Annotated in this window: 20 protein-coding genes and 1 pseudogene; 10 read left to right on the top strand and 11 right to left on the bottom strand. The window is 55.2% G+C overall.

Annotated elements, in window-relative coordinates:
- Positions 1–43: 43 nt before the first annotated feature.
- On the top strand, positions 44–1,069 hold the full coding sequence (locus BM347_RS05400) for a helix-turn-helix domain-containing protein (protein ID WP_093915321.1): 1,026 nt from the start codon (positions 44–46) through the stop codon (positions 1,067–1,069).
- Between the two features lie 153 nt (positions 1,070–1,222).
- Here the strand turns inward: BM347_RS05400 and BM347_RS05395 are convergent, their stop codons facing one another.
- On the bottom strand, positions 1,223–2,425 hold the full coding sequence (locus tag BM347_RS05395) for a GntT/GntP/DsdX family permease (RefSeq protein ID WP_093915320.1): 1,203 nt from the start codon (positions 2,423–2,425) through the stop codon (positions 1,223–1,225).
- Positions 2,426–2,486: 61 nt separating this feature from the next.
- On the opposite strand from BM347_RS05395, the gene BM347_RS05390 reads away from it, so the two are divergent.
- Positions 2,487–3,386, top strand: a complete 900-nt coding sequence (locus BM347_RS05390) for a LysR substrate-binding domain-containing protein (RefSeq protein WP_175498492.1) — start codon at positions 2,487–2,489, stop codon at positions 3,384–3,386.
- Positions 3,387–3,457: 71 nt separating this feature from the next.
- Here the strand turns inward: BM347_RS05390 and BM347_RS05385 are convergent, their stop codons facing one another.
- Genes BM347_RS05385 through leuC form a run of 4 tightly spaced genes read right to left on the bottom strand, consistent with a single transcriptional unit; the run spans position 3,458 to position 7,001 of the window.
- Positions 3,458–4,321, bottom strand: a complete 864-nt coding sequence (locus BM347_RS05385) for an isocitrate lyase/PEP mutase family protein (RefSeq protein ID WP_093915318.1) — start codon at positions 4,319–4,321, stop codon at positions 3,458–3,460.
- Positions 4,318–4,959: an isochorismatase family protein gene (locus BM347_RS05380; protein ID WP_093915317.1), complete on the bottom strand. Its 642-nt coding sequence runs from the start codon at positions 4,957–4,959 to the stop codon at positions 4,318–4,320. Before BM347_RS05380 ends, BM347_RS05385 begins: the two co-directional genes overlap by 4 nt.
- Position 4,960: 1 nt before the next feature.
- Entirely contained in the window at positions 4,961–5,593 is a 633-nt protein-coding gene (leuD, locus tag BM347_RS05375; RefSeq protein WP_093915316.1) for a 3-isopropylmalate dehydratase small subunit, read from the bottom strand.
- A gap of 4 nt (positions 5,594–5,597) precedes the next feature.
- Complete coding sequence (gene leuC, locus BM347_RS05370) at positions 5,598–7,001, bottom strand: 3-isopropylmalate dehydratase large subunit (protein WP_093915315.1); 1,404 nt, start codon at positions 6,999–7,001, stop codon at positions 5,598–5,600.
- A 188-nt stretch (positions 7,002–7,189) separates the two neighbouring features.
- Between leuC and BM347_RS05365 the strand changes: the two genes are divergently transcribed.
- Both BM347_RS05365 and BM347_RS05360 read left to right on the top strand, forming a co-directional pair.
- Positions 7,190–9,247, top strand: a complete 2,058-nt coding sequence (locus BM347_RS05365; RefSeq protein WP_093915314.1) for a hydantoinase/oxoprolinase family protein — start codon at positions 7,190–7,192, stop codon at positions 9,245–9,247.
- Positions 9,248–9,251: 4 nt separating this feature from the next.
- The gene (locus tag BM347_RS05360) at positions 9,252–11,030 is read left to right on the top strand and encodes a hydantoinase B/oxoprolinase family protein (RefSeq protein ID WP_093915313.1); all 1,779 of its coding nucleotides are present in this window, start codon (positions 9,252–9,254) and stop codon (positions 11,028–11,030) included.
- 31 nt (positions 11,031–11,061) lie between these two features.
- Here the strand turns inward: BM347_RS05360 and BM347_RS17445 are convergent, their stop codons facing one another.
- Positions 11,062–12,117, bottom strand: coding sequence for a LacI family DNA-binding transcriptional regulator (locus BM347_RS17445; protein ID WP_175498491.1), 1,056 nt, complete (start codon positions 12,115–12,117; stop codon positions 11,062–11,064).
- 143 nt (positions 12,118–12,260) lie between these two features.
- Between BM347_RS17445 and BM347_RS05345 the strand changes: the two genes are divergently transcribed.
- The 5 genes and pseudogenes from BM347_RS05345 to BM347_RS05325 form a co-directional block, all read left to right on the top strand.
- Positions 12,261–13,367, top strand: coding sequence for a sugar ABC transporter substrate-binding protein (locus BM347_RS05345; protein WP_093915449.1), 1,107 nt, complete (start codon positions 12,261–12,263; stop codon positions 13,365–13,367).
- 5 nt (positions 13,368–13,372) lie between these two features.
- Positions 13,373–15,001, top strand: a complete 1,629-nt coding sequence (locus BM347_RS05340) for a sugar ABC transporter ATP-binding protein (protein ID WP_245764191.1) — start codon at positions 13,373–13,375, stop codon at positions 14,999–15,001.
- A gap of 2 nt (positions 15,002–15,003) precedes the next feature.
- Positions 15,004–15,993, top strand: a complete 990-nt coding sequence (locus tag BM347_RS05335) for an ABC transporter permease (RefSeq protein WP_093915311.1) — start codon at positions 15,004–15,006, stop codon at positions 15,991–15,993.
- Between the two features lie 166 nt (positions 15,994–16,159).
- Positions 16,160–17,344 carry an iron-containing alcohol dehydrogenase gene (locus BM347_RS05330; protein WP_093915310.1) on the top strand — a complete coding sequence of 395 codons (1,185 nt, stop codon included), beginning with the start codon at positions 16,160–16,162 and terminating at the stop codon, positions 17,342–17,344.
- Positions 17,345–17,490: 146 nt separating this feature from the next.
- Positions 17,491–17,850, top strand: a pseudogene (locus BM347_RS05325) (SDR family NAD(P)-dependent oxidoreductase); the annotation flags it as partial.
- A gap of 80 nt (positions 17,851–17,930) precedes the next feature.
- On the opposite strand, the gene BM347_RS05320 reads toward BM347_RS05325, so the two are convergent.
- Genes BM347_RS05320 through BM347_RS05310 form a run of 3 tightly spaced genes read right to left on the bottom strand, consistent with a single transcriptional unit; the run spans position 17,931 to position 20,950 of the window.
- Positions 17,931–18,692: an ABC transporter ATP-binding protein gene (locus tag BM347_RS05320; RefSeq protein WP_093915309.1), complete on the bottom strand. Its 762-nt coding sequence runs from the start codon at positions 18,690–18,692 to the stop codon at positions 17,931–17,933.
- Positions 18,686–19,753, bottom strand: a complete 1,068-nt coding sequence (locus BM347_RS05315; RefSeq protein ID WP_093915308.1) for a FecCD family ABC transporter permease — start codon at positions 19,751–19,753, stop codon at positions 18,686–18,688. The genes BM347_RS05320 and BM347_RS05315 overlap by 7 nt, the downstream gene beginning before the upstream one ends.
- A gap of 60 nt (positions 19,754–19,813) precedes the next feature.
- Positions 19,814–20,950 (bottom strand): ABC transporter substrate-binding protein, encoded by a 1,137-nt coding sequence (locus tag BM347_RS05310; protein ID WP_093915307.1) that lies wholly within the window; start codon positions 20,948–20,950, stop codon positions 19,814–19,816.
- 122 nt (positions 20,951–21,072) lie between these two features.
- Between BM347_RS05310 and BM347_RS05305 the strand changes: the two genes are divergently transcribed.
- A complete protein-coding gene (locus BM347_RS05305; RefSeq protein ID WP_093915306.1) occupies positions 21,073–21,840 on the top strand; it encodes a class I SAM-dependent methyltransferase in 768 nt (255 codons plus the stop codon).
- 330 nt (positions 21,841–22,170) lie between these two features.
- Here the strand turns inward: BM347_RS05305 and BM347_RS05300 are convergent, their stop codons facing one another.
- Both BM347_RS05300 and BM347_RS05295 read right to left on the bottom strand, forming a co-directional pair.
- Positions 22,171–23,082 (bottom strand): NAD(P)-dependent oxidoreductase, encoded by a 912-nt coding sequence (locus tag BM347_RS05300; protein WP_093915305.1) that lies wholly within the window; start codon positions 23,080–23,082, stop codon positions 22,171–22,173.
- Between the two features lie 82 nt (positions 23,083–23,164).
- Complete coding sequence (locus tag BM347_RS05295) at positions 23,165–23,884, bottom strand: FCD domain-containing protein (RefSeq protein ID WP_093915447.1); 720 nt, start codon at positions 23,882–23,884, stop codon at positions 23,165–23,167.
- Positions 23,885–24,041 lie beyond the last annotated feature (157 nt).

The following is a 24,041-nucleotide window of genomic DNA, read 5'->3' as shown; positions in this document are numbered from 1 at the left end:
GAAACGCGTTTCAGGATACATGTCATCGCAATAGTTCTCCAGAATGAGCGCGCATTTCATGCTTTTTGTCCCTCTTCCTTTGTTCGCCACATTGTTTTTGGTGCTTTTGCTGTGCCGTTTCATGTTGACCCGGGACATGACAATGCGCGCCCATCAGTTATTCGCGGGCCTTTTGGCACTATACGCAGTGCAATCGCTTTTGGTGTCGCTGCGTTGGGGGTATGAGCTTGAGGGCGTCGCGCCTTACCTGATCGTATTGGCACCTGTTTTACCTGCCGTGGCATATCTGTCTTATGCTGCCCTTGCAGGTGGCCAAAAGGGACTCAGGCTATGGCCGCTCGCCGTGGTCGGGTTGAACTGGATCGCATTTGCAGTGCTGCCTGTCATTCCGGATCCGCTTATTCTGATGACCTATCTTGTTTTTGGCTTTCTGCTGCTTGGGTTGTGGTGGAAGGGCGCGGATACCTTATCGCTGTCGCCCATAAACGATGAACGCGAAATCCGTTTTGCGATGCTGCTGACCGGCGCTGCCTTGGTTGCATCAGGGCTGACCGACATCTTTCTGGTCGTCGATTTCATACGCAATGAAGGGCGCAACGCGGGGCTGATTTTGACCTTAGCCCAAACCGGATTTGTTATCGTGATTGGCCTGGCCGCGTCCTTTGGGCGTGCGGCGACTTTGCCGGACCAAGAAGACGACACTACTGCGTCGCCCCCTCAGCCGACCGAGCATGACAGTGAAATCGTGGCACGGCTCGAACGGCTTTTTGCCGAAGACAGGCTTCACCGGGACGAAGATCTCAGCTTGCGACGTCTCGCCCGTCGACTTGGCCTGCCAGACCGTCAGGTATCAAACGCAATCAACCGAACCCGAGGCATAAGCGTGTCGCAGTTCGTGAATGATTTTCGTATTCAGGAAGCCTGTTTGCTTTTAAGGACAACAGACAAATCGGTGCTTGAGGTCTCGCTCGCTGCAGGGTTCGCAACGAAATCCAACTTCAACCGAGAGTTTTTGCGTGTGACTGCGCAAACGCCATCAAGCTGGCGCAAGAAAAAACCGGCGCATTGAACTTGAGACATCGGCCCCTGTGCGCAGAAAGCGGGCAGGGGCTTGATGGTGCGACCGACCCAAAGCCGACATGACCCGTTGCCAAACCTTCCACGTCGATCAAAGCTATTGCGGCGGCGTCAGATGGGGCGGGTCTTCGGGTGCTGATATCGGTCAGGGCCATAGGGCCACCGCCGCCAGAAGAACGGTCATGCCGACCAAGGCCTGCACGATTGCTCCGCCCGTCAGAATTCCGATGGCGCGCCCTTCGCTATGCTCATCTGCCAGAGCGTCCCGCCGGACAAGCCAGTAGTAGCTGTCGTTAGGCAGGATCGCGATGAAAGAACCGAGGCAAATCGCGAAGACGGCTGCAATTTCGTTGACGCCGCTGGCCAGCACCATCGGGGCCGCGACGGGCGCGATAGCTGCGAAAGTGGCCATAGAGGACCCCTGCGCCAGCTTGAACAGCACGGTCAAAACAAAGAGCGCAATCAGGGTGAGGGCCCCATCGCCCTGTGGCACCAGCCGGTCGAGTTGTACCATATCCGTCAGCACGGCACCAAAGGCACTCGCAGCACCAATAACCAGCAGAAGCGATCCTGTCCTTCGAACCGCACTATCCAGACATGCGCGCCGCTCGTGAGGTGGAGTTTGCAAAAGTGCAAGGATAGCAGCGGTGATCAGCGCACCCTTGGGCAATAAGAGAAAGTCAAATACCCCAACGCCGGTCTTGCCGACAACGCCGCCGAGAACCAGCAACCCAGCCATCACCAGAAACGGCGCGAAGGCGCGCAGCAGGCGTCCATTATCTGCGGCGCTGTCCACTTCAGTTTGCGCCGCATTGCTTTTGATCGCAAAGCGACCCCAGATGACGCCCGCTGCCCAGACCGGCAACGTCAGAAGCGCGCCGCACAAGAGCAGCATGGCAGGTTCAATCCCTGTGGCACCAAGCCCTGCCGCGACGATCAAGGGGCCCGCCGGATAGAGCAGTTTGAACCCTGCATAGGCCCCGAAAGCCGTATCCATCTTATAGCGCCCCGCCGCCGGAGAAAGCGCGGCATAAGCTGTGTCCGGGCAGATCATGCCAGCGCCCGCCACCGGCGAGGCCAACGCGACCGTCCGGCCCGCCGCTTTGGACGCGATGTTCTGCCGTGACAGCACCGCAGCCAGCGTAAATGACGGCAAGAGGATCAAGGCAAACTCGCCCAGTGCCCGCCCAAACCCTGTGTTGAACGCCGTCACAACCTCGCTGGCATCCATGCCCGCTGACAGCCCAAGACCGAGCGTCAGAAGAACCATCCAGATCACCAATGGCAAATCCGGCATGTGGCTTTTTAGACCGGATGATGTGAGCGGTGTTAAGGAAGCGTCTGTCATGGCGGGACCAATCTTTTATTTGAGTTCAGATCATGCTAAATCCAGTTATAGGATTATCAAAATGAGAAATGTGAAGCCTACCATGTGTTCAACTCATGCAAAGCCACCACTGCGTTCCCTACAAGTCTTTGAAGCAGCCGCGCGTTGTGGCGGCTTCACCGCAGCTGGAAAAGAGCTTGGCATCACCCAAAGCGGTGTATCGCGCCAGGTCTCGGATCTGGAGGCAATGCTCGGTGTGGCGCTGTTTCTGCGCAACGGCGCGAGGCTAAGCGTGACACCGGCAGGCGAGCGTCTGGCAGCCCAGTTGTCAGAGGCGTTTGCGCATACTTGGTCCGCTGTGGCAGATGCGCGGCGTTCAGATCAGGTTGTCACGCTTTCGATGTTGCCATCCGTCGCGGCGCGTTGGTTTGCGCCGCGACTGGCGGATTTCATGGCAGCAAACCCGGGTATTGATCTTCGTATTACGGCTTCCCGGCATTTGGTGGATTTTGCCTCTGAAGGCGTTGACGCCGCGATCCGCTATAGCCCTGCGCCCCCAAGCGATCTGGAAGCGACCAAGCTTGGCACAGAGAGCATAACGCCCGTTTGCTCTCTGAAATATGCCGAAGACCACGGGTTGCACGCGCCAGCTGACATGTATCGCGCCACTCTTCTTTGCGGGGATATTCCCGAAGACTGGCCCACATGGTTCGAAGCCGCCGGTTGCCAGCACCCTCCACCCACCGGGCCGCGCTTGGGCGATGATGGTGCTATCTTGCAGGCAGCGGTCGATGGTCAAGGCGTGGCTCTCGGGCGATCACGTCTTGTCGCGGATGATATTGCCACGGGGCGGCTAGTAGCACCTTTCGCCGTGTCGCTGGATGCCAGTCATGCATATTGGTTTGTTCGTCCCAAAAATATGGCAACGACGCCTGCGATCGACGCGGTTAAGACCTGGCTTGTTGATCAGTTCGAAGAGTAACACTCAAACGCCGTCGTCGGGCAATGCGCCAACATCTGGCGCACCCCCATGTTTTTAAGGCGTATCAAAGGCTACGACTTTGCCCACTTTCTTTCAAACTCCCAAACCTCTTCAAAGCCGATCAACGTGTTGAACTCGGCGAAGTCGAACAATGGCAAATTGGAAGAGTTTGAGCTGCCCTCTGACTTAAGGACGTTGAGCGCATTTTCGACAGCTTTGGCAGCGGCCAATCCGGAAATGGATGGAAATATCGCCAGCTGGTACCCAATGTCTTGCAGTTCGTCCGCGGTTTTAATTGGGGTCTTTCCACCGTCAGCCATATTGGCAAGCATGGGGGCAGAAATGCGTTCGCAGGCTTGCCGCATTTCATCTTCGCTTTCGAGCGCTTCGACAAAGACGATATCGGCGCCTGCATCCTGAAAACGGAGCCCCCGCTCGACAGCGCCTTCAAAGCCTTCAACCTGACGGGCATCTGTGCGCGCAACGATGAGCGTGTCATCGTTTTCGCGTGCCTGACATGCGACTTTGATCTTATCGCACATGTCTTCCGTGGAAATGACCCTTTTGAACGGCGTGTGACCGCATTTCTTTGGAAACTCTTGATCCTCCAATTGAATGGCGGCCACCCCAGCGGCTTCATAGCCCTTGACGGTGTGATGAACATTCAACAGCCCGCCGTATCCTGTGTCTGCGTCGGCAATCACGGCCGCGTTTGAGGTCCGACATAGGGTTGCGACGCGGTTCAACATTTCCGTGTAGGTGCTGATCCCTGCGTCAGGAATGCCTTCGACGGATGCGGTGCCCCAGTAACCTGAAGAATAGACAAAGTCGAAACCCACTTTGTTGCTGACAACAGCGGAAATCATATCGTGGATACCCGGTGCTGCAATAAACTTGCCTGCTTTCAGGGCGTCGCGGAGGTTGGGTTTTGTCATGAATTATCTCCAATAGTGTCAAGATAAGCTATGGTTTCAGCTTCGGTCACCACGTCGCCGTATTTCGCGTTCATGTCGAAAAGGTTGGCTTCGTGAGGTGCTTCGTGACGGTCCCCGACTGCGTCCCGCACAACGATCGGAATGAAGCCGTGGGATGAGCAATCAACGCATGTCGCGCGCACGCATCCGCTTGTGCTGAGACCGGTCAAGATCAGCGTATCGATGTTCCAGGTTGTCAGTGTCGATGCCAGAGAGGTGCCGAAAAATGCGCTTGGGTATTGTTTGGTGATGACGAGTTCGTCATCCGGCACTTTCAATGCTGCTGGCCAAGCCCCCATGGGGTTGCCGCGAGTGAAGTTGCGCAGCGGCTTTGCCTTTTGGAAAAAGCGGCCGCCGTCAGAGCCGTCGGGCAGATAGCTAACATTGGTATAGATCGTCGGCACATTTTTTGCCCGCGCGGCCTCTCGAATGCGCAAGGCCGACGCCAGCGCATCGTCAACATCTGCATAAAGCTCGCAGTCCTTGTTAAAGTACGCTTCGACGAAATCGATGAATATAAGGGCAGGGCGTTTGCCAAACCCGATTTTGTTGTCGTAAGCGATCCGGTAGTTTTCGCCAAGATCCGGTGAATTGGGCATTTTAGTCTTCCATTTTCGAGGCTGGGTTTGTTGCGGTTTTGGTCAAGGACAGCCATGGCATCGTGAGATCACGTTGTTTTTCATACGCTTCGATTGTGGCTATGTCGTCTTGCAGGATCATTCCCGCCTCATCGAGACCGGACAGAAGCGCCCGCTTGTTATAAGATGAGATATCGAAGGGCAGGGCTGTGCAATCGGGCAGCGAAATGATCTGTTCGCTTAGATTAAGGCTAAGGTTTTGACCCGCGATTGCGGCTGCCTCGACCTTGGCCATTTCAGGGCCGGCACAGACGATCGGCAGCACACCGTTTTTGAAACAGTTGGCAAAGAATATCTCGCCAAAACTGCGGGCAATGACGCAGCGAACACCCAAGTCTGCAATTGCCCATACGGCCTGTTCACGGCTGGACCCGGTGCCAAAGCTTTTTCCGGCCACTAGAAAAGTCGCGTTCGCGTACTGAGGTTGATTGAGCGCGAAGTCAGGGCTGTGACGTTTCCGCTCATGAAATGCGTATTTTCCGAGCCCGTCGCGATCGGCGATCAAAAGAAACCGTGCCGGGAAGATCACATCCGTATCTATGTTGTTTTCCAGGATGGGAACGGCAATGCCTGTCAACTTATCTAGCTTTTCCATGGGGTTAAATATGCTCTCTTACATCGGTCAGATGACCCGTGAGCGCAGCCGCTGCTGCCATTTGTGGACTGACAAGATGGGTGCGTCCGCCCTGTCCTTGGCGCCCTTCAAAGTTTCGGTTGGAGGTTGAGGCACAACGCTGTTTGTCTGACAGACGGTCATCGTTCATTCCGACACACATTGAACATCCGGCTTCCCGCCACTCGAATCCGGCGTCGAGAAATATCTTGTCCAGACCCTCTTCTTCCGCGGCAGCACGTGTTTGTGCAGATCCCGGCACGACCATTCCAGATACATTCTTGGAGATATGCTTGCCCTTCACGACTGATGCGGCGGCGCGCAAATCTTCTAATCTGCCATTCGTGCAAGACCCAATAAAGACCCGATCAATTGCGATATCGCGCAACGCAGTGCCGGGCGTCAGGCCCATGTATTCAAGGCTTTTTTTAAGTTTGCGACGACGATCCAGATTAGGTTCGTCCTGCGGAAACGGAATATGGGCCGTGACGCCAGACGTTTGTTCGGGGCTGGTGCCCCAGGAAATCTGCGGCTCAAGCGACGACACATCGACCAGTGCATACGAATCGTAGACCGCCGTTTCATCGGACTTGAGGGTCCGCCAGTTTTCCACAGCAAGGTCCCATAGTGCACCTTTGGGCGCGTAGGGTCTATCTTTCAGGAAATTCAAAGTTGTGTCGTCCACGGCCACCATGCCGACGCGACTGCCCGCTTCAATCGCCATATTGCACAGTGTCATGCGCGCATGCATGGACAAATGCGGAATGGTCGATCCCGTAAACTCCAACGCATGACCGACGCCGCCATCCGCACCAATCTGCGAGATAAGTGACAGTATGATATCTTTGACGGTGACACCAAAGGGTAGGGGGCCCGAAAGCTCTACCTGCATTGTTTTCTGCCGCTTTTGCCGCAAAGTCTGGGTGCTGAAGACATTCGCGCATTCACTGGCACCAATGCCAAAGGCCAGACAACCAAAAGCACCGTGCGTACAGGTGTGGCTATCACCGCAGACAAGGGTTGTGCCGGGCAATGTAAAACCCAGTTCGGGCCCGATCACATGTACGATTCCGTGGCGCTGATCGTCGGGCGCAATGTATTCTACGTTATGGTTTATTGCATTTGCGCGCAGACGTTCGACTTGTCGGGCTGCCAGACCATCCGCGAAGGTCGCATTTTTGCGAATTGTCGGCACCGCGTGGTCAGGCAATGCGATATGGTTTTCCGGCTTGCGGATCTTATGTCCATCGTCGTCTAACTTGGCAAATGCCTGCGGGCTGGACACCTCTTGTACCAGATGCCGGTCGATGTAGAGCAGGCTGTCTCCATCGTCATACTGCCGCACAACATGCGCGTCCCAGATCTTTTCGTACAAGGTTTTTCCAGCCATAGACATCTCACCACAAGTTAGGGCCTCGGGAAGCCTAGATGTTCCTGAGGGCGTTTTTGGATTGCTGCAAAAATAGTAAAAATATTGCTTGATCTATTTTCGAACTTACGCTTACCTGAATGCGCATTCAGTAAAATCTTGTTGCGACGATTTCGTCAAGGCAAAAGATAGGCGAGGGGATCAAAATTATGAGGCTTGGTGTTGACGTGGGGGGTACCTTTACGGACCTGCTCCTACACGATGAGAAATCTGGAAGAACGTTTCGTGCAAAAACGCCGTCAACGCCGGAGGACCAATCTAAGGGCGTTGCAAACGGTGTGCAGCTGATTTGTGAAAAGGCTGGCATCAAGCCGTCGGATATTTCGCTGGTGCTGCACGGTACAACAGTTGCGACAAATGCCGTTTTGGAAGGCAAGGGGGCGCGGGTCGGTCTGTTGGTTACAAAAGGTTTTGAAAACACGCTGCATCTGGCCAAATCCTGGACACCCGGCCCCTTGTTTGGCTGGATTAACATGGAAAAACCCGAACCTCTGGCGTCGCTACAGGATACGCGTGGCATTCCAGAGCGCATGACCGCGCGTGGTGAAGTCGCTGACGCTTTGGATGAAGACGCGGCGCGTCAAACCATTAAACAGCTGTGCGAGTCCGGGATCGAAGCGCTGACAATCTCCCTGATGCACTCCTATGCCAATGACGTGCACGAACAGCGGCTGAAGGCGCTTGTGGCAGAACAATTCCCGGATATGTCGGTTTCCGTCTCATCGGAAATTCTACCTGAGTTTCGTGAATATGATCGTGCGATCACGACTGTTATGAACGATTACGTCCGCCCGATAATGATCAGATATTTGTCCCGGATTGAGCAACGGTTGGCCGAAGTAGGCGTGACCTGCAAGCTGCACATCGTCCGGTCTGATGGGGGATTGATGAGCGCCGCTGCCGCTGCCGAACGCCCCGTGCATACGGTGTTGTCGGGACCTGCTGGCGGTGTCACCGCAACGGCAATGACGGCGCGGCGCACAGGGCTGAACAAGCTGTTGGCCTTTGATATGGGGGGGACATCGACGGATGTATCTGTTGTGCAAAACGGCGTCCCCGAAATCTCGCGCTCTACCGAAGTTGGCGCATTTCCAGCCAAGGTGCCGACACTCGATGTAAAGAGCGTGGGCGCAGGTGGCGGTTCTATTGCAGAGGTTTCGGAGCTGACGAAATCCTTGCGCGTTGGTCCGCGCAGTGCGGGCGCGATGCCTGGTCCGGTTGCGTATCGCCGCGGTGGTACGGAGCCGACTGTCAGCGATGCCAATGTTGTGCTGGGATATCTGCCCTCCAAACTGTTGGGTGGGGATATGGAGCTTGATGTCGAAGGTGCGCGTCAAGCTGTGGCTAAGATCGGGGATTCACTGGGTCTCACTCCTGAAGATGCGGCACAGGGTATCCTAGATATTGCGAATGAGGTGATGCTGGGCGCGCTGCGCCTTATCACTGTGCAGCGCGGCCTTGATCCACGGGATTTTGGCATGGTTGCCTTTGGTGGTGCCGGGCCGTTGCATGCAAATGCCATGGCGGAACTTCTGGGTTGTTATCCGGTGGTTGTCCCTGCAAACCCCGGTGTGTTGTCCGCCCTCGGATTCCTTGAAGCGGAATTCAAGAACGAGTTTGTGAAGACGCTGATCCGATCCGCATCCGAAGAAGATGAAAAAAAGATCTGGGACAGTTTCACCGCGCTTAAGGCCAAAGCACAGGCTTGGCTGGTAGAACAGAACGTCGATGAGGCGGACCAAGGCATCAGCTATTCGCTGGATCTCCGTTACGAACAGCAGGGCTTTGAAGTCAGTATCCCCGTATCTGCTGATGCGGTCGAAAGCCGAAGCGGCATGGCGCAGGTTCATAAGGATTTCCACGAAACGCACGAGCGTTTGAATGGCGTCCGTTTCGATCTTCCAATTGAGTTGGTGACACTCAGAGCAGTTGCGACAGGGAGCACGCCGCCGGTTGATGAAACGCCGCCGAAGGGGGGGACGACCGATGCCAATGCCGCGATCATGGATACGCAGAAAGCGTATTTTAATGGCAAGTGGTACAACACGCCGCACATAGACCGCGATCGTCTTGCTGCGGGCGCGCGCATCCCTGGCCCCGCCATCATTCGTCAATACGATACAACAACCGTCTTGATGCCCGATCACTATGCCGATGTGGACGAACGCGGCAATTTGATGATCTGGCCAACTGCGAAGGGAGCGTAAGACAATGACTACATCAGTTGATCCAATTACCCTCGACCTGATCGAAAACGCTCTGTTAAACGCGCGCTACGAAATGGATAGCGTCGTTGTACGCATCGCGCTTTCGCCGGTTATCCGCGAACAGCACGACGAATTCCCAATGATCTGCAACGAAAAAGGTCAGATGATCGTCGGGCAGTTCGGGTCGTATATTCCTGCCATCGTAGAACAGTTTGATAGCGACATAAACGAGGGCGATGTCTTCGTTTGGAACGACCCATACGCCTGTAAAGGCTCGATTTCGCACAATAACGACTGGTGCGTGATGATGCCGATTTTCCATGAAGGCAACCATGTCGGCTTTAGTTCGATCTTTGGACATATGGTCGATGTCGGTGGCAAGGTTCCCGGCTCAATGCCGTCGGACGCACGCACCATTTGGGAAGAGGGGTTGAGGGTTCCACCGGTCAAGGTATATGAAAACGGCGTGTTGAACGAAGGCGTTTTGGCCATCATGCTGAACAACACGCGTACGCCCGATATGAACCGCGCCGACCTGATGGCGTTGATTGCAGGGTGTCGGGTCGCAGCCCAGCGAGTGGGCGAGATTTGCTCTCGGTTCGGGCGCGACGCCTACATGACAGCCTGTGATCAGCTGCTTGACCGGACCCGTGATGCCATGCGTGTTCTTATCAACAACTACATCTCGGAAGAGCCGGTGACCTTTACCGACTATGTTGATGATGACGGTGTCGGCAACGGCCCGTTCAAGATGCATCTGTCAATTTACCGCCGCGGCGACGTGGCTGTCATCGACTGGACGGGTACGGATGATCAGGCCGAAGGGCCGATCAACTTCCACATTCACGAGGGGCTTTGTAAGCTGTTCTTTGGTGTCTACATGATCATGGCATTTGACCCGAAGATCATGTTCAACGAGGGCTTCTACGATCTGTTTGAAATCGTTTTGCCCGAGGGGAGTTTGCTGAATCCCAAATTTCCTGCTGCGCTGTCGAACCGTCTGAACACGCACACGCGGTTCTTTGACTGTCAGGCGGGCGCACTGGGTCAGAAGGCACCGCACCTCGCGATGGCCGCTGGCTACGGCACCAGCCCGCACTTCATCTTTACGGGGCATGACAAGAACGGAAAGTACTTTCAGCTGATGGAACTCCTGTTTGGTGGCGTTCCGGGACGGCCCTTGGGAGATGGCTTTGACGGCCATGCATGGTGGCCATTGTTCAGCGCTACGCCATTGGAATATATCGAGAATTACTATCCGGTGCTGGTCGAAAGCTATAAGCCGGTTCGCGATTCCGGCGGCGCAGGAATGCATCGCGGCGGTGCTGGGATCGAAAAGATCTATCGGTTGCTTGAGCCCGGTTCCATCTCGATCCATGACGACCGCGAAGTTGTTCCGCCTTGGGGGATCAACGGCGGCTTGCATGGCGGTACGTCAAGCAAATGGCTTTTGCGTGCTGGTGAAACAACACCTGAACGCATTGCATCCAAGCTGGACAATCTCGCCGTTGAGGCGGGCGACAAGGTTATCTTTATCACGGCCGGTTCCGGCGGATGGGGTGATCCGCTCGAGCGTAAACTTGCGAGTGTTCAGAAGGACGTCCGTGCCGATCTTGTCTCGGTCGAACAAGCAAAGTCCGACTATGGCGTGATTTTCGATGACACACTGACTGTCGATGAGGCGGCCACATCGGCACTGCGCGAGAGCAAGCGTGCTGAACGGGGCGAAGCGGCAGCGTTCGATTTCGGCTTTATTCCGGGTGTTACCGAAGCCGCTGAATGACGCGAAAGCTCTGCTGAATAGCAAGTGGGTGCTAAGGGATCTTAGTGCCCACTTGCTCCATTTGGGTGACCGTTGATCCCTCAAAGAAACGGCCTGGAATGACGCAGCTGTCGGCTTTTACGGTGTCTTCCTCGTCCCCGATCGCGGCTAAAAGTTCCAGTGTTTTCAAGACCATTGCATTAATGGGCTGACGTATCGTTGTAAGCTTATAGGGTTGAAGCTGGCCTTCGCGGATGCCGTCAAAACCGACGATCATAATGTCTTCCGGAAACTTAAGATCAAACCTCTCGCGCAGCTCATCAATGCAACCAATCGCCATGATGTCATTCACTGCATAAATTGCATCGGGAAAGGTCGGGTTCGGGCCTTTAAAGCGCTCTCGGATCGCGTCACGGGCGCCATCATAGCTTGAATTTCCGTCAATTTCCTCAATGCGGACCGCCTCGATTGCTTTGTCCTGAACGGCAAGGCGAAACCCTGCGACGCGGTCGCGGCTGGTTGAACCCTGAGGGTCGCCGCGCAAGATCAAGACTTTGCGTGCGCCGGCATCATAGATAACCTTTCCAAGTTCCTGGCCGCCGCCAAAGTTATCGCAGCGCACCGATAACAATGTCGGATCGTCCGAGCTGCGATTGAATAAGAGAATCGGAATGCCAGCACCCTTTGTCATGCTCACAAGGTCGTTTGAAAGCGGCGCTGATGTCACGATGATCGCGTCGACATTGTATTTCAACGCTTCGAGTACGGCATCATCACAGGCTTTCCCTTGGCTAATCGTGAAGCTGAGGACGTGTTTTCCTGACGCTTGCAGATGCGTGATGAAGGCATGCAACGATTCCACATAAAACGGGTTGTCGAGATTGCCGACGATGACCGCGATTATGTTGGTGCTTGCGCTCGCCAAAGAGCTGGCGATTGAGTTTGGGTAGTAATTCAGCTGTTTGGCCGCGGCGAGGACCCTGTCCTTTTTATCCTTTGCGATCTGGGCACCGGCCGTGAATGCCCTTGAAACGGTGGCCTGCGATACACCGGCAAGTTTAGCAACTTCGTATGAAGTCACCCTTTGTGATTGACGTTTGCGTGCCATAAGCGCCTCGCGGTTGTTTCGTCCTAAAACAGTCATTGACAGAAATGAGAGAAATGTCGAATGTAAAATTGTGAATGCGCATTCAGTGGCTGCTGAAGTGCAAAAAAAAGACGACCCAACCAGTCCAACAAGAGGAGTTATCAATGACCTTAAAGAAGGTATCAACAATTGGAGCGTTCGCATTGCTTGCGACCGCGGGAGCTGTTCACGCTGACCAAGCCGGTATTGATCGGGCGCAAGAGCGGCTCGCCGTTTATTCGAACGAACCGGTGTTCACCAGTCCGGGTGAGCCGTTCGACATTAAAGCATGTGTTGCCGACAAGAAGATGTTGTCGATTCCCAATAGCAGCGCAAATCCCTTTTTGAAGGGGATTATTGATCGCATGAGGGCGGTCGGCGAAGACATCGGTCTTGAGGTGACAGAATGGGAAAACCAGGGTCAACCAAGCCAGTGGGTGCAAGGTTTTGATTTTGCGGTACGCGATGGGTACGATGTCATTAACCTGATTTCTGGCATTTCACCGGATACAGTTCTGCCTCAGGTACAGGCTGCGACCGATGCTGGCGTCAAGGTGACGACCTCGCACTTCTACGATCCGTCATTCGAACCGAATGAGCTTCTGTCGTCGACATTGCCGGTTGGCTTCAACGAGATCGGCAAGATTTTGGCGAACTGGACCACGGTGAATACCGACGGCAAAGCCAAGATCGCCTTGATTGTGTCGCGCGAAGTGCCGCCGACGATCCCCTTGGTGGATGGCTTCATGTCCGAGCTGGCAGAGAACTGTCCTGACTGCGAAGTCGTTCAGGAAATCAACGTTGGTGTGGCTGAATGGGGGACAAAGATCCAGTCATCGGTTCAATCCGTCCTTCAGGCAAATCCCGATGTTGATGTCGTGATCCCGATCTACGATTCAATGTCGCAGTTTGTTGTTCCTGCTTTGCGTCTGACCGGCAAACTGGGCAAAGTGAAGGTTGCGACCTTCAACGGCACGCCATTTGTATTGGACTACATCACAGATGGCTCAGTATCGATGAACATCGGCGAAAGCCTTGACTGGATCGCTTATTCAACGGTCGATGCGACAGCACGGGATTTATGTGATCTGCCAATTCCAGAAAAGCTGAATGTGCCGTTCTTTATCTTCGACAAAGACAATGTTGCTTTGGCAGGCTCGCCTGCGCAATTTGATACGGGCTATGGGGATTCATATGTTTCCGGCTTCCGTACTCTGTGGGGCCTCGAATAAATCCCATGGCGATGACATCTGAAGAAATGTCAAATGATCCGGTGGCAGTGGAAACACTGCCACCAACACTTCGGCTTCGTAATATTTCGAAAGTTTTCGGCGCGACCAAGGCTTTGGACAATGTATCCTTGGATGTTTTGCCGGGGGAAGTGCACGGTCTGCTGGGTACGAATGGATCGGGAAAATCCACACTTATCAAGGTTTTGGCAGGATATCATTCGCCAGAACCGGGCGGCACGCTCGAATTCAATTCAGATAACGTCAAACTCCCGCTTAGGCCCGAGGACTTTCGCCGTCTCGGCATGAGCTTCGTTCACCAAGACCTTGGCCTCGTGCCATCGCTCACCGTCTTGGAGAACTTGCGCATTGCTGAAATCGCGCTGGCCAAAGGTGGTTTGATCAACTGGAAACATGAGAAAGCTGCCGCGAAAACTATTCTCGAGCGGTACGACGTCAATATCGAGATTTGGCGCCGCGTCGACGAGTTAAGCGCGGTGAACCGGGCTTTGCTTGCGATTGTGCGCGCGTTCGAAGACGTGCGCCGCCGTAGCGAGGAAACGGGCAAACCGGGGCTTGTTCTTTTGGATGAACCTACGCCGTTCTTGCCGAGGGAAAGCGTCAATCAATTGTTCGACCTCGTGCGCCGCATAGCGGAGCAAGGATCGAGCGCGATTTTCATTTCGCACGACATCGATGAGGTCATGGAGTTTACCGACAAGGTGACCGTGCTGCGTGACGGCCGCGTGTCCGGCCAGGCCGAAACAAAAACGGCCACGCATGATGATATGGTTGAACTTATCATCGGCCGTCGGTTGGAAAAGACAACAACCACGAAGACGGCAAGCACTGCCAAGCGTACCGTTTTGGCCAAATTTTCGGATATCTCGTCAAAGACCGTGAAGGCGCGGCCCTTCGAAATTGGCAAGGGCGAGATTATCGGCATGACCGGTTTGATCGGTTCAGGCTATGAGCAGCTGCCCTATCTGATGTTCGGCGCGCAGCGCGCTGACGCCGGTACAGTGCAGATTGAAGGGCAAAGCCCGATTGTTTTGTCGGGCCTCACACCCAAGGCTGCGCTTGAACATCAGTTTGCGTTGCTTCCCGGCGACCGGCTGGAAAAAAGCGGTGTCGGCAGCATCAGCATTTTCGAAAACATGCTGTTGCCTGGCATTACCGATTATTCGGCGCGTGGCTTCTTGAATAACGCTGCGATGAAGAAAGAAGCACGCCGCCTTGGCGCGCAATTCGAAGTACGGCCAAATAATCCGGAAGCGCCCCTTGGATCATTGTCAGGCGGCAATGCCCAAAAGGTGTTGATCGCCAAATGGATGAAGCGCAACCCAAAGCTGCTTTTGCTGGATGAACCGACCCAAGGCGTCGACGTTGGCACGCGCGATAATATCTTCAAGGCGCTCCGCGCCGCTGCGCAGCAGGGGATGTCGATCGTCTGCGCCAGTTCGGACGCAGAGCAACTGGAAGCCGTTTGTGACCGGGTTCTGATTTTTGCGCGCGGCCGCATTATCGATGAACTCACCGGTGCGCGACTGACAAAAGATGAAATTATGCAGGCTTGCTATGGGTCTTTGTCAAAACTCACCGAAACTGATCGATCTCAAGAAGTGATAGAGAGCTAAAAATGACCAAATCTACAGAAACTGCCGGTGCCACTACAAGCTACCTCAGGATTTTTGAACGCTTTGCTCTCATCGTCGTGTGGGCTTTGTTGATCCTGTTTTTTAGCGTTCTGATGCCGAGCTCGTTTTTTAATTGGGGGAACTTTGCGATCCTCTTTGCGTCATACGCTCCGGCTGCATTGCTCGCTTTGGCAATCATCGTGCCTTTGACGGCTGGCGACTATGATCTGGCTGTCGGCGCTACTTTGACACTTTCGTCGTGTTTGGTGGGCGTGCTGAATGTCTGGATGGGCCTGCCGATTGTCCTGTGTATCGTGATCGCCCTGTCAGCAGGTGCCGCTGTTGGGTTGTTTCATGCGCTTTTTATCATCTACTTCCGCATACCGTCACTGGTGGTGACCTTGGGCACCACGTCCCTGATGACGGGAATTGTGCAGTGGATGACAAATTCGTCCACGATTGGTGGAATTGACAACAGTTTGATCATGGCCGTGGTGGGCGGGCGTATATTTGGTATCCCGTATTCGTTTTATTACGCCATCGCGGCTGTGCTTGTGCTTTGGTACGTGTTCGAATTCACCCCGCTGGGCCGCAGGCTGCTTTTCGTAGGCCGTGGCCGTGAAGTGGCCCGATTGAACGGCGTATCCGTTGATAAAATGCGTGTTGGGGCGTTGGTTTCATCTGGCGTGATCGCGTCGGCTGCAGGTGTGCTCTATGCGGGAACCTTGGGGTCGGCCGATCCGTATTCAGGCTTGAATTATCTTCTGCCCGCATTTGCCGCTGCATTCCTTGGTTCAACCACGATTTTGCCGGGACGGTTCAATGCGCTTGGTACCTTGGTCGCTGTATATTTTCTTGGGACAGGGATCACGGGTTTGACCATGTTGGGTATCCCGCTTTGGGTGACGAACGTCTTTAACGGTGGCGCACTCATTGCCGCTGTCACCATTTCCCAGTTAACGCGCGGTCGCGAGGCGACTGATATCGGTTGAAAGAGGCTGACTTGGCTGCGTGCCCACGGGCGGCCTTGGCGCGTTCAGGCGCGTGGCACATCGGCTCAAGTTTAGACGCATGACCCGTGGTGGCGGAGGACATCTGCCCTATGGCGCGGCGGCAGAATAGTCGACCCGTCAGATCAGTCGCGGTTTCGTTCCCAACATGGAGGGTTCCACCTTGGACCAATTTCAAAGCAACTTTACTTTTAACACGGTGCCTCGCATCCATTTTGGCAATGGTCGCATGTCAGAGATTGGTACGCTTGAGGCCGCTGCCCTTGGTAAACGCTGCATGATAATCACGGATGTCGGCATCGTCGCGACCGGCATTGTTGATCAAGCTACGTTTGCTCTAAGCTCCTGCGGCATCGCGTACTCTGTCTTTGACAAGGTCGAAGCCGATCCGTCTGAGGCAACAGTACTGGCGGCGGTGAAAGAATGCCGGGAAGCTGATGTAGACAGCGTAATTGGACTTGGCGGTGGCTCATCCCTCGATGTTGCGAAACTGGTCGCGTATTTGTCTGGCACGGATGAGCAACTCGACGACATTTATGGCGTCGGGAAAGCGACAGGTCAGCGCCTGCCTCTCGTGTTGATCCCGACAACGTCCGGCACCGGATCAGAGGTGACACCAATCGCGATTGTAACAACAACCGAACAGGAGAAGATGGGCGCCGTCTCACCGGCACTGTTGCCGGACGCCGCGATCCTTGACCCGCAGCTTACAATTGGGCTGCCTCCAGCGGTCACAGCGGCGACGGGTATTGATGCGATGGTCCACGCGATTGAGGCCTACACCTCAGCGAGCTCAAACAATAATCCGCTATCAGCCACGCTGGCGCTTGAAGCGCTGCGTTTGCTTGGCGGATCGTTGTTGCGTGCGGTGACCCATGGTGACGACATTGAAGCAAGGTCGCGCCTCCTTGTTGGGGCGATGTTGGCGGGGCAGGCTTTTGCGAACTCTCCGGTGGCGGCGGTGCACGCATTGGCTTACCCGATTGGGGGCCACTTTAAGGTGCCACACGGGCTTTCAAATGCGCTTGTCCTGCCACATGTCCTGCGGTTCAACGCTGTAGAAGCACCGGAGGCTTACGCTGAAATGGCACCTGCCGCGTTCCCTGAACTTGCCGCTGTTCCCGCGTCTGCGCGCGCTGCTGCATTTTGTGATGCGTTGACGAAACTGTCGAAAGACTGCGGGCTTCCACAACAGCTGCGTGATCTTGGAATAGGCAAGGACAGTCTGGCCAGGATGGCAAAAGACGCTATGAACCAAAGTCGGCTCCTTGTGAATAATCCCAGAGCCGTTACCCAAGCGGATGCTTTGGCGATCTATGAGGCTGCATGGTAATCTACGACGGGCTTGGTAAATGAGGGAGCGCTTCAAAAGGGTTGCGCAGTTTCGCGTATCTGCCTGATGTGCCTGAGCTTAAACACTAAACTGGCCAGAAGGATCATCAGATGCGCTTGCCGCAAACCCCGTCCTTTCGGCTTGATGGTAAACGGGGTTCTCTCATCAATATCTCCAGCCAATTGGCCCATGTCGGAGCGACCGACCGCGCGGTGTACTGTGCCACCAAACACGCGGTTGAAGGTTTCACCAAAGCCATGGCGATCGAATGGGGCCCTTTGGGCATTCGGGTCAATACGATCTGTCCAACGTTTATTCGGACGGCACTCACTGAAACGACGTTCCAAAATCCAGATCGCGTTGCCTGGCTGACAGAAAAGATCAAACTTGGACGCGTCGGTGAGGTCACCGACATCATGGGGCCTGTCGTCTATCTTGCCTCGGAAGCCTCAGCGCTTATGACAGGCACGCACCTTCTGATTGACGGTGGGTGGACGGCAGACTGATATCGTTTCTGCGCATCCGAGCATCGCAGGCATAACACTGGTGCATTGGATCGCGCATTCAACGCTATGTAGGCGAACGATCAGATCGCTTCTTGCGCAGCAGGTCCGTCCACGATCATAATAGGGTTGCCGCGTGAGCAACGTTCTACCCGGCTTTCGATACCATACAGGCGGCGGATCAGGCTGGGGGTCAACACGTCGAGGGTGGGACCAAAGGCAAGGGTGCGTCCTTCCGCCAGTGCTATGGTCGCTGAGCAGCAGCGCATCACCTGATTCAAGTCGTGCATAGCCAAAATCAGCACCGCTTGGGTTTCCTCGGCATACGCGCGCAGTGACTCTAACACTTCGTACTGGCGGTTGAGGTCCAGCGCCGAGGTTGGTTCGTCCATGAGAACGACTTTTGGGCGGCTCACGAGAGTCTGCGCGATCGAAACTACCTGTCGCTGCCCCCCGGAGAGCTCCGACAGTTGTTGATCCACCAAATGCGTGATGTTGAAGCGATGCACGGTCTCGTCAACGGCGCGCAGTTCTTGGGTGCTCAACCGCCAGCCACCGCCACCCTGTTTCAGCGATAGTATGATCGATTCATAGACCGTTAGTGCGGCGGTCATGCCGGTGTCTTGGGGCATATACCGCAGGTCATGGGTATGGGCCCCTTCAAGTCGGACGGCACCCGCGCCACGTAGATGCCCAGCGATGCGGCGAAATAGGGTGGATTTTCCGGCCGCATTCGCCCCAACCAATGCCGTCAGCATACCGCCTTGCAAATGTGCTGAGGCTTCAAACAGAATTTGACGTCGGCCATAGCGCGCGCCAACTTTATCCAGGGTCAGGCTTACCATGATTTGCGTCCCTTCGTCAGGATCAATGCCGCGAAGAATGGCACGCCTACAAGGGCGGTGATAATCCCGATAGGAAGCACGGCCCCCGGCAGAATTGCCTTGGATAGAACTGAGGTGGCTGAAAGGATCACTGCGCCAGACAGCATCGAACCGGGTAGGAAAAACCGTTGGTCCTCGCCTAATAGCAGCCGCGCCACATGGGGTCCGACGATGCCGATGAACCCGATTGTGCCGACAAAACTGATCGGGACCGCGGCAAGAAGCGACACCAACACAAGGGCTTCGAGGCGCAGCCGTTTCACGGGGACACCCATGGCCGAGGCCCGAACCTCTCCCAGCCGTATTGCCGTCAGCGCCCAAGCGCGTCGGGCAAACAACGGCGTGCAGATCGCCAGAACTATGGCAGTGACTGCGACCTTGCCCCAAGTCGCTTTGGACAGGCTTCCCATGGTCCAGAACACCACCGCCGAAAGTGCTTGTTCGGAGGCAAAATATTGAAGCAAGGCCAGAGCCGCATTAAAGGAAAACACCAATGCGATACCCAGCAACACGATCGTTTCGACAGTCACGCCCCTAAGCGTCGACAGGCCAAAAATCAAAAGAGAAGCCGCCATAGCCATGGCAAAAGCATTGATCGGTACCATTAAAGAAATAGCGCCGGGAAACAAAGCAACGCCCAGCACCATCGCCAAAGCCGCACCGAAACTGGCAGCCGCTGAAAGGCCCAAGGTAAAGGGACTGGCCAGCGGATTTGCCAAAATCGTTTGCATTTGCGCGCCGGCCAGCGACAGGCTTGCGCCAACCGTAACAGCGAGCAATGCCATCGGCATCCGAATATCCCAAACGACGACGCGTATCTGGAGGTCTGCGGCCCCGGGCGCAAAAAGTGTTTTCAGAACGTCCCATACGGCATAGCGCGCAGGCCCCAGTGAGACGTCCACCGCCACCGACAACACTAGCGCCACGGTCAATCCGACAAGGATCGCGATGCGACGGGCCACCAGCCCGCGGTAACTTTGTACGCTTGCGGATTCTGATGGATCTAATTCGGCGGTTGTCATCGTGTATCCAATGGTATTCGGCGGCCCATTACGGGCCGCCCAGTTTAGATGAAAACAGACTTAGTTGTTGGCTGTGTCACCAAGAGAAACCCAATAGCCCGGGCTGTAATCCACTGGCAAAAAGCGGGAATGCAGCTCTTTCAGCGTCGCTTCGGGGTCGAGATCAGGGAACAGGTCAGGGTGAAGCCATGTTGCCAACCTCTGCACCGCGATGAAGCTGTAGGGCGAGTTGTAAAACTGGTGCCAAATGCCGTGAACTTGACCGTTATTTACTGCTTTCACGCCTGTATAGGCGGGCCGCTCCATCAGGGCTGAAAGTTTCCGATCTGCTTCGGCCATGTCCGAGCCGGGACCCATGCCAATCCATGCGCCGCCGGGTACATAAGCGTCCCAATTGCCGCCCGTCACCACGATCTGATCGGGGTCTGATGCGATAACTTGCTCAGCGTTCACTGTGCCAAAGGTGCCGGGAATAAATTCTGACCCCATGTTGACGCCCCCCGCAAGTTCGACAAAACGGCCAAAGTTGCCATTACCAAAGGACATGCAGCAATCCTCGGAATAGCCCCCGGCGCGCTCCACGAAGACCAACGGACGGTTCAGATCCGTCTGCGCTGCGATAACATCAGTGACGAGATTAAGCTGCTCTTCGTAGAAGGCCTGGAATTCCGCAGCTTTATCTTCCTCGCCAAAGAGTTTCCCGACGATATTCATGGACTGCGTGGTGTGCTCGAACGGCTTTTCACGAAAGTCGACGTATACGATAGGAATGCCAACCTTGGCCAACTTGGCTTCGTAGCCTGCCTCGTCTGTCGCAGCCTTGGATTCAAGGTTCATGATCAATACATCAGGGTTCAACGACACCGCTTGCTCGATATCGAAAGACCCGTCCTTGAACCCGCCGAAGGTCTGGATATCCTTCAATTGTGGAAATTTCTCGGCGTAAATATCATAGCTTTCCGGCGAGGCTTGGCGGAGATCGTCGCGCCAACCCACTACGCGTTCGAAGGGATTGTCGTTGTCCAAGACGGCGGTAAAGAAGATCTGCCGACCCTCGCCTAGAATAACGCGCTCGACCGGTGCGTCGACCGTAACCTCGCGACCGGCGATGTCGGTCAGGGTGATGGGATCGGCTTGCACAAGGCTGGCTGCGAAAAGGCTCAGCGCACTTGCGCAGAGAAGAGGGCGAAGGGTCATATAAAGCTCCTGAAGAATAATCTCTTCAAACCGCCTAATATTTCCGACTGTTCTAGTCAATTAATAAGTTGACAGTTTTAATCGACTAAATGAAACAGCAACAACACCACCAGAGAAACGTCATGACATCAACCAACCGAGATCTGCGCGACGATATCCGCGACTATTGGTCAGATCGCGCGGCCACTTTCGACAATGACCCTGGCCATCGCATTGATGACGGTGCCGAAATGGCAGCATGGGAGGTTCTGTTCCGGCGTCACCTTGGCGATGGAGAGGGGCGCGCACTCCTCGATCTTGCATCAGGCACAGGGGAAATCTCGCGTTTGTGCCAGCGGCTGGGCTTCGCTGTGACGGGCCTTGATTGGGCGGAACCGATGCTGGAACGCGCGCGCGGAAAACTACCGGACGTGACATTTCTACAGGCCGATGCAGAGCGTACGACACTGCCCACGGCAAGCATGGATGTAATTGTCACGCGCCATCTGGTTTGGACCTTGGTGGACCCGATGGCCGCCTTTGCGGAATGGTTTCGTGTGCTCAGGCCAAAAGGAAAACTGCTGATTGTGGACGGCGATTTTGTATCCCGCAGTTTGCTGGGCAGGATATTCCAGCGGTTGGCACCAAATGGATCGCACAGCGCAATATCCGCTACCAATGCCGAGCGCCACAAGGATATCCTCGCCAGGGTATATTTCAGCGGTGGGGCGCGGGCCGATCAAGTGGCCGCATTGTTGTATTCCAGCGGATACGACGAGATTGTCATCGACAAACGCCTCGCGCCGATTCATCGCGCACAAGCCACACAACTTGACTGGCGAAAATCGCTTCTGCGGCGATCCGAACATCGCTACGCAATATGTGCCTCCAAGCCCAGAATACCCGAATAAACATCAGAAGTGGCGCGACGCATGGTGCGGGTCTCTCAAAGCGCAGCATTGCAACCACTTGCAGCTCACGGAACGTACGTCGAAAGCTTTTTACTGCTTCGCTGTCAGTGACATTTTCGCGTTGGACCGGGCGAACTTCGGGGACGTTCCAGCAAAGGTGGCGGAGCAGATCAATATCATGAAGCATGGCGGGTCCTGTGCGCCGCGTTGCGTCCAAATATTCGTCTGGCTTGTATAGCAAAACTGGCTGTTGTCCGTCCTGATGTCTCCGATGTGTCGGCGTCTAATCAGGCGGGCATCAAAGACGGCGATAGAAGGGGGCAACACAGCCTAGTCTCGGGTCTTCTTCGCGCTGTCGCGGTGCAGTTCTGCTCCGATGATGTCCTCGATCACACGGGTGCAGACCCAGTTGTCGCCGTCGGGATAGCGCGTGCGGCCTGCGTGAAACAGCTGCATTGCCGCTGCCGCAGTATGGAGGGGCACGCCGAGTTCTTCACCCAGCCCCATCGAGATCGTTAGGTCTTTGTGCATCGTGTGGATGCTGCTGCCTGTGCCTTCAAACTGGCGGTCAATGATCTTTTCCAAGGCATTGTTGACCACGCCGCATCCCGCAGATGAGGTTGAGAAAACATCGAGCAAGACCTGACCTGATACCCCGGCTTTGGCGGCCAGCGCAGCGGCTTCGAAGGTCGCTGAAAACTGTGCACCAATCAGGGATTGAAGGCAGGCTTTGACGGTTTGGCCATCCCCGGGTGCGGTGCCGACGCGGTGGATATTGGCCGAAACGGCCTGCATCACTGGCGCGAACTCATCAAGCACATCCACCGGTGCGGCGGCCATCATGGTCAGTGTCCCACCCTGCGCGCCGGGAAACCCGCCCGAGACGGGGGTATCAATCAAATGCACCCCACTGCCGGCCATATCTTTGCCGATTTCGCGGGCCTCATGGGGCTGGATGGTTGCGGTTAGGATGATCGCGGACCCGTTGGCCATGTTGAGGGCCAAGCCATCGGGGCCCAGAATAATGCTTCGGGCCTGATCGCCATTCATCACCATGACAAAAACGACATGACAGGCCGTGGCCATAGATCTGACGTCCGTCAACACCTGACCACCCAAGTCCTTGAAGGCCGCGACGCGAACGGGATCAAGATCCAGTCCATGTGTCTCAAACCCATTTGCGATCAGGTTCTTAGCGAGGCCTGACCCCATGTCGCCCAGTCCGATGACACCGACCTTCATGTGATTATCTCCTACCTTTGAATTATGATGCCGCGATTTTCGATTGCTTGCGCGGCCAGCTCATTGCCCGCACGAAACGTGGTCACGTTGCAAGTTCCACGAACGTCTCGCTGATCTGTTTCCACGCGAAGGCCAGATGGTCACGCAGCGCTTCTTCGGCTGTGTCCGCATCGCGGCGCAAAATGGCTTCAAAAATTGCGCGGTGGAAATCATAATTTTGCTGATTGCGCGATTCTATACGCTGCATCTTTTGCAACCGCGTCGAAAGCCATTCTGTATAGGCCTTGTGGATCGACGGCAAAATTGGGTTGCCTGGTATTTCATAAAGAACGCGGTGGAACGCGACATCCGTTTCATAAAAGAGCGGCGTGTCCGAAATCGCGGCGAAGTTGTCAGCGAGCGCAGCTTCCAATCGTTTGATGTCATCGGCATTCGCATGAAGAGCGGCTTGGCGCACCAAAGAGGCTTCCATCAGAATGCGAAGACTAAAGAGGTTACGCACACCAGTGGGCTGACCAAGCAACTGGGTTACAATGCTGCCAACTGCGGTGATGGCTGCGTCATAGCCGGGTTCTGCAACAACGGGGCGAAAACCGGGGCGGGCATAGATCAGCCCCTTTCGCGCAAGTGCCTGTATCGCTTCGCGGGCCACCGTGCGGCTTACACCATGCTGTTGAACGATTTCGCGTTCCGTTGGCATGGGCTGACCCGCGCCGGGGTTTCCGTTTAGGATCTCGCGTTCAAAGTGATCGATCAGAAGATCAGCTGCCCTGTTTTTCGGGTGGCGCATTTGTAAAGTCATCGAATAACTCTCTTCCACAATGAACGGTGTCGTTTTTGTATATCCAAAATATGGCGGGGGCACCAGTAAGCGCGGGTCAAATCTGTCTCTGGACCTCTGTTGCAATTATTGTCATACCAAAATCTAATGTCATTAGGTGCCAAACTGAAGTGTCATT

The organism is Sulfitobacter marinus, assembly GCF_900116285.1.
Lineage (GTDB): Bacteria > Pseudomonadota > Alphaproteobacteria > Rhodobacterales > Rhodobacteraceae > Sulfitobacter > Sulfitobacter marinus.
Note: the sequence above shows the minus strand (reverse complement) of the source record. Positions and strands in the feature narration are given on the sequence as shown.